The 10,411-nt window shown below is 66.7% G+C and carries 13 protein-coding genes; 2 read left to right on the top strand and 11 right to left on the bottom strand.

Going from position 1 to position 10,411, the window contains the following annotated elements; translation table 11 throughout:
• Positions 1-2: 2 nt before the first annotated feature.
• Positions 3-1,610 carry a methyl-accepting chemotaxis protein gene (locus tag ABFO07_RS04295; RefSeq protein ID WP_347468412.1) on the bottom strand — a complete coding sequence of 536 codons (1,608 nt, stop codon included), beginning with the start codon at positions 1,608-1,610 and terminating at the stop codon, positions 3-5.
• 206 nt (positions 1,611-1,816) lie between these two features.
• On the opposite strand from ABFO07_RS04295, the gene ABFO07_RS04290 reads away from it, so the two are divergent.
• Positions 1,817-2,107 carry a YciI family protein gene (locus tag ABFO07_RS04290; protein ID WP_059885290.1) on the top strand — a complete coding sequence of 97 codons (291 nt, stop codon included), beginning with the start codon at positions 1,817-1,819 and terminating at the stop codon, positions 2,105-2,107.
• Positions 2,108-2,180: 73 nt separating this feature from the next.
• Here the strand turns inward: ABFO07_RS04290 and ABFO07_RS04285 are convergent, their stop codons facing one another.
• The 5 genes from ABFO07_RS04285 to ABFO07_RS04265 are packed head-to-tail and all read right to left on the bottom strand — an operon-like array spanning position 2,181 to position 6,260.
• Entirely contained in the window at positions 2,181-2,798 is a 618-nt protein-coding gene (locus ABFO07_RS04285) for an SCO family protein (RefSeq protein WP_059803193.1), read from the bottom strand.
• An 18-nt stretch (positions 2,799-2,816) separates the two neighbouring features.
• Entirely contained in the window at positions 2,817-3,719 is a 903-nt protein-coding gene (gene cyoE / locus ABFO07_RS04280; RefSeq protein WP_059566514.1) for a heme o synthase, read from the bottom strand.
• 8 nt (positions 3,720-3,727) lie between these two features.
• Positions 3,728-4,840 carry a COX15/CtaA family protein gene (locus tag ABFO07_RS04275; RefSeq protein WP_059911353.1) on the bottom strand — a complete coding sequence of 371 codons (1,113 nt, stop codon included), beginning with the start codon at positions 4,838-4,840 and terminating at the stop codon, positions 3,728-3,730.
• A 22-nt stretch (positions 4,841-4,862) separates the two neighbouring features.
• Positions 4,863-5,489 (bottom strand): SCO family protein, encoded by a 627-nt coding sequence (locus ABFO07_RS04270; RefSeq protein WP_124490841.1) that lies wholly within the window; start codon positions 5,487-5,489, stop codon positions 4,863-4,865.
• Between the two features lie 60 nt (positions 5,490-5,549).
• On the bottom strand, positions 5,550-6,260 hold the full coding sequence (locus tag ABFO07_RS04265; protein WP_059911350.1) for an SURF1 family protein: 711 nt from the start codon (positions 6,258-6,260) through the stop codon (positions 5,550-5,552).
• Between the two features lie 84 nt (positions 6,261-6,344).
• On the opposite strand from ABFO07_RS04265, the gene ABFO07_RS04260 reads away from it, so the two are divergent.
• Positions 6,345-6,554: a twin transmembrane helix small protein gene (locus ABFO07_RS04260; protein ID WP_017334311.1), complete on the top strand. Its 210-nt coding sequence runs from the start codon at positions 6,345-6,347 to the stop codon at positions 6,552-6,554.
• 180 nt (positions 6,555-6,734) lie between these two features.
• Here ABFO07_RS04260 and ABFO07_RS04255 read toward each other — a convergent pair whose 3' ends face one another.
• From ABFO07_RS04255 to ctaD, 5 genes are all read right to left on the bottom strand, one after another.
• The gene (locus ABFO07_RS04255) at positions 6,735-7,592 is read right to left on the bottom strand and encodes a cytochrome c oxidase subunit 3 (RefSeq protein WP_059566510.1); all 858 of its coding nucleotides are present in this window, start codon (positions 7,590-7,592) and stop codon (positions 6,735-6,737) included.
• 138 nt (positions 7,593-7,730) lie between these two features.
• A complete protein-coding gene (locus tag ABFO07_RS04250) occupies positions 7,731-7,931 on the bottom strand; it encodes a DUF2970 domain-containing protein (RefSeq protein ID WP_010090605.1) in 201 nt (66 codons plus the stop codon).
• Between the two features lie 16 nt (positions 7,932-7,947).
• Positions 7,948-8,550, bottom strand: coding sequence for a cytochrome c oxidase assembly protein (locus ABFO07_RS04245; RefSeq protein ID WP_059566508.1), 603 nt, complete (start codon positions 8,548-8,550; stop codon positions 7,948-7,950).
• A gap of 23 nt (positions 8,551-8,573) precedes the next feature.
• Positions 8,574-8,714, bottom strand: coding sequence for a cytochrome oxidase small assembly protein (locus tag ABFO07_RS04240; RefSeq protein ID WP_017334314.1), 141 nt, complete (start codon positions 8,712-8,714; stop codon positions 8,574-8,576).
• 72 nt (positions 8,715-8,786) lie between these two features.
• Positions 8,787-10,394 (bottom strand): cytochrome c oxidase subunit I, encoded by a 1,608-nt coding sequence (gene ctaD, locus ABFO07_RS04235; protein WP_017334315.1) that lies wholly within the window; start codon positions 10,392-10,394, stop codon positions 8,787-8,789.
• Positions 10,395-10,411: the final 17 nt, after the last annotated feature.

Below are 10,411 nucleotides of genomic sequence, written 5' to 3'. Positions count from 1 at the left end.
CATCAGGCCGCCTCGGCCGCGGCCAGCACCGGCTCGGCCGACGGGCGCGCAAACGCCGCGCCGCCGCCGACGCGGAACGACCCCACCGCATCGCGCAGCCGCGCCGCCTGCTCCTGCAGCGACGCGGCCGCCGCCGCGGCTTCCTCGACGAGCGCCGCGTTCTGCTGGGTCACCTGGTCCATCTGCGTGACCGCGCGGCCAACCTGCGTGATGCCGCTCGCCTGCTCCTCGGACGCCGCCGCGATCTCGCCCATGATGTCCGTCACCCGCGCGACCGCCTGCAGGATCTCGCCCATCGTCGTGCCCGCCTGGCCGACCAGCGTCGAGCCGTTGCGCACCCGCTCGACCGATTCGCCGATCAGCGCGCGGATCTCCTTCGCGGCCGTCGCGCTGCGCTGCGCGAGCGAGCGCACCTCGCCCGCGACCACCGCGAAGCCGCGGCCCTGCTCGCCCGCGCGCGCCGCCTCCACCGCGGCATTCAGCGCGAGGATGTTGGTCTGGAACGCGATGCCCTCGATCACGCCGATGATGTCGGCGATCTGGCGCGAGCTGTCGTCGATCTCGCCCATCGTGCCGATCACGCGGTTCACGACGTCGTGGCCGGCGCGCGCGATGTCCGACGCATTGTTCGCGAGCCCGCTCGCCTGCCGCGCGTTGTCGGCGTTCTGCTTCACGGTCGCGGTGAGCTGCTCCATGCTCGCCGCCGTCTCTTCGAGCGACGCGGCCTGCTCCTCGGTGCGCTGCGACAGGTCGTCGTTGCCCGACGCGATCTGGTGGCTCGCCGACGCGATCGATTCGGCCGACTGGCGAATCCCGCCGATGGTCGCCTGCAGGCGGGCCTGCATCGCGTGCATCGCCGCCATCATGCTCGTGCGGTCGCCCGCGCGCACCGGCACCGGCTGCGTGAGGTCGCCCTGCGCGATGCGCGCGGCCAGCGCGGCGGCTTCGTCCGGCTCGCCGCCGAGGCTGCCGCGCACGTTGCGGATGATCACTGACATCGCCGCGGTGATCACGAGGCCGATCACGAGCACCACCGCGAGATGGCCGAACAGCGTCTCGTAGTACACCGTGTCGATGTCCTTCACGAACACGCCGCTCGAGATGTTCCAGTCCCACGGCGCGAAGCGCGTGACGTAGCTGATTTTCGGCACCGCGGTCTCGCTGTGCGGCAGCCGCCCGCGATATTCGGCGAAGCCGTGGCCATTCGCCTTCGCGGCATTCAGGATCGTGACGAACAGCGGCTTGCCGTCCGGGTCGAGATAATCGCCGACCTGCGTGCCGACCAGCTTCGGCAGCGTCGGATGCATCAGCACGACCGGCTTCGAGTCCATCACGAACACGTAGCCGGATTCGCCGTAGCGCATCGCGGCGAGGCTCGCGAGCGCATCGCGCTTCGCGTCGGCCTCGGGCAGCGTGCCGGCCTGCGCGAGCGCGTGGTACGACTTCGCGATGCCGGCCGCCGCCTCGACGAGGTTCGCCATCCCTTCCTTGCGCTCCGCGAGCATCGTCGCGCGCGTCTCGATCGCGCTCCATGCGCCGACGCCCAGCAGGCCAATCCATACCAGCGCAAGCGCGAGCCACAGCTTGCGGTTCAAACTCATTCGGCTCATCGTGCGTCCCTTGTTGTCGATGTCGATGGGTAACGCAACGCGCGCGCGAACGGCCTGTCGCGCGCAAACGATTGCAGACGTAATGACGGCAGCCAGGCTTGCAACTTGAATACGGCACGGCGGCGGCGGCGCGACAGGCGGCGCGGGCTGTGCTACAAGATCGCCTTGCCGGCGCATCGCGTCCCGGCGATTTTCCGAGGCCCACCATGTACGTCATCGACATTCACTACACCGCGCCGCTCGATCGCATCGACGACGCGCTCGAGCGCCATCGCGCGTATCTGCAGCCGCTGCTGGATCAGGGGATCTTCATCGCGGCGGGGCCGAAGGTGCCGCGCGACGGCGGCATGATCCTCGCGGCGCGCATCGATCGCGACGCACTCGAGTCGATCCTGCAGACCGACCCGTTCGTGACCGAAGGGCTCGCGACCTACCGCGTGACCGAATTCCGGATGACCCGCGCGGCGCCGGGCGTCAACCTGCCGGCGCTGCCGTAACGCGCCGCGCGCGCGTGAGGGAAAGAGAAGGAAGAAGACGCGGGACGGCAGGCGCCGTCCCGGCATGCGCTGCTCAGTCGAGCAGCAGTTTCAGGTCGTGCACCCACGGGCCGGGGCCCTGGCCGTCGCGCACGAACAGGCGCAGCTTGCCGTTCGGGTCGAACACGTAGCTCGCGGCGGTGTGGTCCATCGTATAGCTGCCGGGCGCCTTGCCCTGCACCTTCGCGTAATACACGCGGAAATCCTTCGTCACCTTCTTCAGCTGCGCGTCGTCGGCCGGGCGCAGGCCGATGAACGACGGATCGAACGCCGGCACGTACTGGCCGAGCAGCGCGGGCGTGTCGCGCTCCGGATCGACGGTGACGAACAGCACCTGCACGCGCTTCGCGGCGTCGGGCCCGAGCTGCTTGAGCGCCTCGGACAGTTCGGCCATCGTCGTCGGGCAGACGTCCGGGCAGTGCGTGTAGCCGAAGAACATCACGACGGCCTTGCCCTTGAAGTCACCGAGCGTGCGCACCTTGCCCGCCGTGTCGGGCAGCGCGAAATCGCTGCCGAACTGGGTATTGCCGGTGATGTCGAGATTCTGGAATTTCGGCGCGTTGTCGCACGCCGCGAGCAGCAGAGCGCCCGCGAACGCGCAGGCAAGCAGCCAGCCTCGGCGCGCGCGGCGCCCGAACCAAGAATGAAGCATCGCGTTCAAACCGTAGGGTTAGGCGCCGAGCAGCGGGCGCGCATAGTGATCGACGAGCAGCGCCGCGAACAGCAGCGACAGGTAGACGATCGAGTAGCGGAAGGCCTTGCGGGCCAGGTCGTCGGAATAGTCGCGGTAGATCTTCCACGCGTACGCGAGGAACACCGCGCCGAGCAGCACCGCGCTCGTCAGGTAGACGGCCCCGCTCATGCCGGAGATGAACGGCATCAGCGTGACCGCGAACAGGATCACCGTGTAGAGCAGGATGTGCAGCCGCGTGAACTGCTCGCCGTGCGTGACGGGCAGCATCGGCAGGCCCGCGTTCTCGTAGTCCTTGCGGCGATACAGCGCAAGCACCCAGAAATGCGGCGGCGTCCATACGAAGATGATCAGCACGAGGATCCAAGCGTCGCCGGGCACCGCGCCCGTCACCGCGGCCCAGCCGAGCGCGGGCGGCATCGCGCCGGACGCGCCGCCGATCACGATGTTCTGCGGCGTCATCGGCTTGAGCAGCAGCGTGTAGATCACCGCATAGCCGACGAACGTCGCGATCGTCAGCCACATCGTCAGCGGGTTCGTGAACGTGTAGAGCGTCCACGCGCCGGCGCTGCCGAGCACACCCGAGAACAGCAGGATCTGCGCGGTGGTGATCTCGCCGCGCGCGGACGGGCGCCACGCGGTGCGGCGCATCATCGCGTCGATCTTCTGCTCGACGAGACAGTTGATCGCGAACGCCGCGCCCGCCAGCAGCCAGATGCCGACGGTGCCGCCGACCAGCACCCTCCACGGCACCATGCCCGGCGTCGCGAGGAACATGCCGATCACCGCGCAGAACACCGCAAGCTGCGTAACACGCGGCTTCGTCAGCGCCATGTACTGGGAGAACCGGCTACCGGGCGATCGGGAAAGGGTGCTTTGCATGGGAACGGTCACGCCGCGGCGGTATCGCGCGCAGGCAGCGCGACACGGCCGGGGCGGCTTGAAAGGATGCGAAAGTTTAACATGACGACGAGCAGCAGCAGGACCGCAGCGCCCCCGTTATGGGCCACGGCGACCGGCAAAGGCCACTGCAATACGATATTCGTCAAACCCGTCACGAACTGCAGCACGACCACCAGCAGCACGCCGTTCGCGGGCCGCCGCAGCGATTCGAAGCGGCGCATCTTCAGCGCGAACGCGACCAGGTAGGCGACGACGACGAACGCAAACGTGCGGTGCGTCCAGTGGATCGCGACGAGCGCATCCTGCGTGATCGCCTCGCCGTCCCGGTTCAGGCCGAGCGCGCGCCACAGATGGAAGCCGTGCTCGAAATCCATCGGCGGAATCCACTGGCCGTTGCAGGTCGGGAAGTCGGTGCATGCGAGCACCGCGTAGTTGGTGCTCACCCAGCCGCCGAGCGCGATCTGCACGACGAGCAGCACGAGCGCCGCGAGCGCCGCCGCGCGATAGCGCCCGGCCTCGGGATCATGCGACGGCAGCGGCGTCTGCCGCGCCGCGAGCCAGCCGAGCGTGCCGAGCAGCATCAGGCCGAGCAGCAGGTGGATCGTGACGATCACCGGCTGCAGCTTCATCGTCACCGTCCACGCGCCGAACGCGCCCTGCACGAGAATCAGCAGCAGCAGGCTGGTCGGCCACCACGGCGACACATGCAGCGGCCGGCGGCGCAGCCATGCGGCCCACGCGATCACCGTCTGCGCGATGATCAGCACGCCGATCGCCATCGCGAAATAGCGGTGGATCATCTCGATCCACGCCTTCGTCATGCTGACGGGGCCCGTCGGCATCGCCTGATGCGCGGCGGTGATGGCCGCGTGCGCGATGAACGGCGACGACGTGCCGTAGCAGCCGGGCCAGTCGGGGCAGCCGAGGCCCGAATCGGTCAGCCGCGTGAAACCGCCGAACATCACGAGATCGAGGGTCAGGAACGTGGTGATCCACACCAGCTTGCGGAACTTGTCGTCGTCGGCCTTCACCCACACGTACGACAGCGGCAGCAGCGCGATACAGAAGCCGATCAGGCCGAGTTGCAGTAGATACGACATCGGATTGCCTCGTTGTCTCGCCTTAGCCGATGCTCGACCACTTCAGCAGCTTCGTGACGTCCGCCTTGATCTTGCTGGGGTTCGGATCCTTCGGGAAACGCATCATCAGGTTGCCGTTCGGATCGACCAGGTAGAGGTGGTCGGACGCCTGCGTGCCCGCGTCGGCCGGCAGCCACGCGGCCACCGCCGCCGGATCGGCGACCAGCTCGCGCGTGTCCGGATACGCGGCGCGCACCTTCTCCGGAACCTGGCCCGCATCGCTGCGCAGCCACACCATCATGAGCCGGTGGCGCTCGCCGGCCTGCGTCACGCGCACCTGGCGCATGAAGTACAGCTTCTTCGCGCACGCGTCGTCGCACGCGCTGCGGTCGGTCATCACGAACAGCCACACGCCGCGCAGCGACGCGAGCGGCATCGTCTTGCCGGTTTCGTCGGTGACCATCAGGTCCGCCGGGATCGGCCGCTGCGGCTCGACCAGCGTGCCGTAGTTGGTCGAACCGCCCTTCGGCTTGATCACGTAATAGGTGAAGTACGACGCGATCATCGGCGCCGCGCAGACGAGCCCGAGCAGCACGAGCATCCAGCGGCCGCGCTTGCGGGCCGCCGGCGAGATCGGCTCAGCGGCCGGGCCCTGACGGGAAGATTGCATGGACAAATCAGACCTCTCGAAACAAACCCGCGGCGTCGCCGCGTACGGACATCGCGCCGCTCATGCGCCGGACGACTTCCTCGCCGCGCGCCGCGCCGCGTACAAGCCGAAACCGAGCGCGGCCGCCGCCATGCCCCACCACTGAAACATGTAACCGTAATTGCGCTCGACGCCGGTCGTCGGCGCCGGCCAGTCGCGCACCAGCTTGTCGCCGCCGTCGCTCGTCTGCTGGATCACGAACGGCTGCAGCGGCAGGCCGGTTTCCTTCGCGAACGCGGCGACGTCCAGGTTCTGGCGAATCTTCTGGTGCGCCGCCGAGCCGCCTTCGCCGAGCTCGAACGCGCGCGTCGCGTCGGCGCGCGCGATGCCCTCGATCTCGACGTCGCCCGCGGGCGTCGCGAACGGCTCGATCGCCGTGCGATCGGCAATGTTGCGCGGCAGCCAGCCGCGGTTGACGAGCACGTAGCCGCCGCCCGTGAGTTTAAACGGCATCACGACGTAAAAACCCGGCTGGTCGTTATACGGCCGATTGTCGAGAAACACCGCGAGCTCGGGCATGAACCGCCCCGTCGCACGCACCCGGTGGAACTCGATCGACGCGAGCGGGATCGGCTGCGCGCCGACCGTCACGGGCGCCGCGTGCTCGTAGCGCACGATGCTCGCCTCCAGCGCCTCCTTCTGGTGCGCGCGGTCACGCTGCCAGAAGCCGAGGCGGATCGTCACCGCGACGACCGCGAGAATCAACAGCGCGGGCAGCCAGCGGATCTTCATCGGGCCGCCCCCCAGGCACGCTCGCGCAAGCGAAGTGCGATAATTATCCCCTTCCTTTCGAATTGCCGTCGTCCGGTAAGCGTCATGCACATCCTCGTTCCCATCGCCTTCGTCCTGATCATCGCCAGCCTGGCTTCGGCGCTGTATTTCATGATGCACGACCGCGGCAACACGAAGCGCATGGCCTGGTCGCTTGCCACCCGCGTCGGGCTGTCTATCTCGCTGTTCGTGTTCATCCTGTTCGCGAACTGGATGGGCTGGATCCACTCGACCGGCATTCCGATCGGGCGCTGACGCTTTCGCCGATGTGACCGATGCGACCGATGTGACATTTCGCCGCACGGCCGCGCCACCAAGCAAAAGCGCCGCCTGACTGAGTCGCGGCGGCGCCTGGGTTCCCGGACGATGCGTTCGCGCCGCCCGGCATCCATCAAATCAAACGGCCCGCGCATCGCTGCGCGGGCCGTGTTTCATTTACAGCCAGTAGACGACGACGTACAGGCCGAGCCAGACGACGTCGACGAAGTGCCAGTACCACGCGGCGCCTTCGAATGCGAAGTGGTGTTCCGGCTTGAAGTGGCCGCGGATCATCCGCACCAGCACCACCGCGAGCATCGTGCCGCCGAGGAACACGTGGAAGCCGTGGAAGCCCGTCAGCAGGAAGAACGTCGAACCATAGATGCCCGAGCCGAGCGTCAGGTTCAGTTCGTTGTATGCGTGGAAGTATTCGAAGCCCTGCGTGAACAGGAAGCAGACGCCGAGCACGAGCGTCGCGGCCAGCCAGGCGATCGCCTTGTTGCGGTGATTGTCGCGCAGCGCGTGGTGCGACACCGTCAGCGTCGCGCCCGACGACAGCAGCAGCGCGGTGTTCAGCGTCGGGATCGGCCACGGGCCCATCGTCTTGAAGTGGCCGGCGAGCAGGGCCGGGCCTTCGTTCGGCCACACGGCGGAGAAATCCGGCCAGATCAGCTTGTAGTCGAGGCTGCCGAGCTGGTGCAGCGCGATTTCACGCGCATAGAACAGCGCGCCGAAGAATGCGCCGAAGAACATCACTTCGGAGAAGATGAACCAGCTCATGCTCCAGCGGTACGACACGTCGACGTTCTTGCCGTACATGCCGCCTTCCGACTCGGCGATCGAATCGCCGAACCAGTGATACAGCGTGAAGAGGAACCACAGCAGGCCGAGCAGCGCGGTATACGGCGCCCAGTCGTGACCGTTGAGCCACAGTGCGAACGATCCGAGCATGACCAGCAGGCCGCAGGCCGCGCTGATCGGATGCTGCGACGGATGCGGCACGAAATAGTACGGGGTCTGGTTTTGACCGCTCATGCTTGATTCTCCACTTCAGTCCAATTTGTGTACCGGAAACGGCTCCGGCTTTATTTCTCTTGCGGCGCGACGGCCACCGCTCTTTCCTTCACGAAACGCCTGGGCGTTCCGCATCACATTCCTTGCTTGCCGCAGGCCTCAGCCCACGACGGCGCGCACGATCAGGATCAGCACGCCGATGAATACGCCGGCCGCGATCAGCGCCACGATCAGCACGTGCAGCGGATTCAGCTGCGTCGCGTCCGCCTCCAGGTCGCGCCGCTTGCGCACGCCGAAGAACGACCACAACACCGCCTTCAGCGCCTGGCCGAACGAGCCGCTCCGCTTGACCTCCGTCATCGCCCCGCCTCCGTCATCATGCGCCCGGCTTCGTCGGGCCGGACTGCGTCGCCGTGCCGGCCGCTGCCTGCGCCGGCGTATTCAGCTCGAAGAACGTGTACGACAGCGTGATCGTCTTCACGTCCTTCGGCAGCTTCGGATCGATCACGAACACCACCGGCATCTTGCGCGACTCGTTCGCGGCCAGCGTCTGTTGCGTGAAGCAAAAGCACTCGATCTTCTTGAAAAACTCCGTCGCCTGCTTCGGCGCGTAGCTCGGGATCGCCTGTGCGACGACCGGACGGCTCTGGCCGTTCGTCACGTCGTACACGATCGTCGTCAGCTCGCCCGGGTGCACGTCGAGGCTGTTGTGCTCCGGCTTGAAACCCAGCGGGCCGCGCGCGTTCGCATCGAACTCGACCGACACGGTGCGGCTCGTGTCGATCTGCGTGTTCTTCGCCTCGCGCTCGCTCACGTCGCGCTGCAGCAGGTTGTTGATGCCGGTGATCTGGCAGATCGCACGGTACATCGGCACGAGCGCGAAACCGAAGCCGAACATCAGTCCGGCCACGACGATGAGCTTCACCAGCATCGAGCGGTTGAACGCGCGATCGACGGCTCCGGACTCCTGCTTCGACATACGACGACTTCCTCGCTACGGCGTCAGTGAGTGGACAGCCACCACTGCTTGATCACGACACCCACAAAAAAGACGGCGGCGATCACGAGCAGGGTCAGGCCGAGCCGCTTGTTGCCCGCGCGGATCTGCTCGGGCGTGCGTCTTTGTTGTGGATTCCGGTTCATCTGAATCGTGCTGTAGAACGCTCCGCCTCGCCTGCCTGCGAGGGCAGGCGAAGGCGGAACATCCGGTGAAACTTACTCGACGTGCGGCGGTTGCTCGAACGTATGGAAGGGCGCCGGGCTCGGCACCGTCCACTCGAGGCCCGTCGCGCCATCCCACGGCTTGTCGGCCGCCTTCTCCAGCTCGCCGCCGCCACGGTATGCCGGCAGCACGACCGCGAACAGGAAGTACACCTGCGCGAGACCGAAACCGAACGCGCCGATCGTCGCGACCTGGTTGAAGTCCGTGAACTGCGCCGGGTAGTCCGCATAGCGGCGCGGCATGCCCGCGAGACCGACGAAGTGCATCGGGAAGAACGTCAGGTTGAAGAAGATCATCGACGCCCAGAAGTGGATCTTGCCGCGCGTCTCGTTGTACATCCAGCCCGTCCACTTCGGCGCCCAGTAGTACCAGCCCGAGAACAGCGCGAACAGCGAGCCGGCCACCAGCACGTAGTGGAAGTGCGCCACCACGAAGTAGGTGCCGTGGTACTGGATGTCGAGCGGCGCCATCGCGAGCATCAGGCCCGTCAGGCCGCCGAACGTGAACACGAACAGGAAGCCGATCGCGAACAGCATCGGGGTTTCGAACGTCATCGAGCCGCGCCACATCGTCGCGAGCCAGTTGAACACCTTCACGCCCGTCGGCACCGCGATCAGCATCGTCGCGTACATGAAGAACAGCTGGCCGGTGACCGGCATGCCCGTCGCGAACATGTGGTGCGCCCAGACCATGAACGACAGGATCGCGATCGAAGCCGTCGCATACACCATCGAGCTGTAGCCGAACAGCGTCTTGCGCGCGAACGCCGGAATCACCTGCGACACGATCCCGAACGCCGGCAGAATCATGATGTACACCTCGGGGTGGCCGAAGAACCAGAAGATGTGCTGGTACATCACCGGGTCGCCGCCGCCTGCCGCGTTGAAGAACGACGTGCCGAAGTGGCGGTCGAACAGCACCATCGTGATCGCGCCTGCCAGAACCGGCATCACGGCGATCAGCAGGTACGCGGTGATCAGCCACGTCCACGCGAACATCGGCATCTTCATCAGCGTCATGCCCGGCGCGCGCATGTTCAGGATCGTCACGACGATGTTGATGCCGCCCATGATCGACGACGCGCCCATGATGTGCACCGCGAAGATCGCGAAGTCCATGCCCGGGCCCATCTGCGTCGACAGCGGCGCATACAGCGTCCAGCCGGCGGCCGTCGCGCCGCCCGGCGCGAAGAACGAGCCGACCAGCAGCACGGCCGCGACCGGCAGCAGCCAGAAGCTGAAGTTGTTCATCCGCGCGAACGCCATGTCGGACGCGCCGATCTGCAGCGGAATCATCCAGTTCGCGAAGCCGACGAACGCCGGCATGATCGCGCCGAACACCATGATCAGGCCGTGCATCGTCGTGAGTTCGTTGAAGAACTCCGGACGCATGATCTGCAGGCCGGGCGTGAACAGCTCGGCGCGGATCGCGAGCGCCATCACGCCGCCCGACAGGAACATGATGAACGAGAACAGCAGGTACAGCGTACCGATGTCCTTGTGGTTGGTGGCGAACAGCCAGCGCCGCCAGCCTTGCGGGGTTTCGTGCGCGTGATCGTCGTGCGCGTGGCCCGCGGCTACGTCGTGCCCGATGCTAGACATGAGAATCTCCTAATGCG

This window comes from Burkholderia stagnalis (genome assembly GCF_039848545.1).
GTDB lineage: Bacteria > Pseudomonadota > Gammaproteobacteria > Burkholderiales > Burkholderiaceae > Burkholderia > Burkholderia stagnalis.
This window is presented reverse-complemented; position numbering and strand designations above follow the sequence as displayed.

What these genes read in the sequence shown, in the direction of transcription:
- ABFO07_RS04295 (WP_347468412.1), bottom strand. Translation starts at nt 1,610, where the DNA reads ATGAGCCGAATGAGTTTGAACCGCAAGCTGTGGCTCGCGCTTGCGCTG.
- ABFO07_RS04290 (WP_059885290.1), top strand. Translation starts at nt 1,817, where the DNA reads ATGTACGTCATCGACATTCACTACACCGCGCCGCTCGATCGCATCGAC.
- ABFO07_RS04285 (WP_059803193.1), bottom strand. Translation starts at nt 2,798, where the DNA reads ATGCTTCATTCTTGGTTCGGGCGCCGCGCGCGCCGAGGCTGGCTGCTT.
- cyoE (WP_059566514.1), bottom strand. Translation starts at nt 3,719, where the DNA reads ATGCAAAGCACCCTTTCCCGATCGCCCGGTAGCCGGTTCTCCCAGTAC.
- ABFO07_RS04275 (WP_059911353.1), bottom strand. Translation starts at nt 4,840, where the DNA reads ATGTCGTATCTACTGCAACTCGGCCTGATCGGCTTCTGTATCGCGCTG.
- ABFO07_RS04270 (WP_124490841.1), bottom strand. Translation starts at nt 5,489, where the DNA reads ATGCAATCTTCCCGTCAGGGCCCGGCCGCTGAGCCGATCTCGCCGGCG.
- ABFO07_RS04265 (WP_059911350.1), bottom strand. Translation starts at nt 6,260, where the DNA reads ATGAAGATCCGCTGGCTGCCCGCGCTGTTGATTCTCGCGGTCGTCGCG.
- ABFO07_RS04260 (WP_017334311.1), top strand. Translation starts at nt 6,345, where the DNA reads ATGCACATCCTCGTTCCCATCGCCTTCGTCCTGATCATCGCCAGCCTG.
- ABFO07_RS04255 (WP_059566510.1), bottom strand. Translation starts at nt 7,592, where the DNA reads ATGAGCGGTCAAAACCAGACCCCGTACTATTTCGTGCCGCATCCGTCG.
- ABFO07_RS04250 (WP_010090605.1), bottom strand. Translation starts at nt 7,931, where the DNA reads ATGACGGAGGTCAAGCGGAGCGGCTCGTTCGGCCAGGCGCTGAAGGCG.
- ABFO07_RS04245 (WP_059566508.1), bottom strand. Translation starts at nt 8,550, where the DNA reads ATGTCGAAGCAGGAGTCCGGAGCCGTCGATCGCGCGTTCAACCGCTCG.
- ABFO07_RS04240 (WP_017334314.1), bottom strand. Translation starts at nt 8,714, where the DNA reads ATGAACCGGAATCCACAACAAAGACGCACGCCCGAGCAGATCCGCGCG.
- ctaD (WP_017334315.1), bottom strand. Translation starts at nt 10,394, where the DNA reads ATGTCTAGCATCGGGCACGACGTAGCCGCGGGCCACGCGCACGACGAT.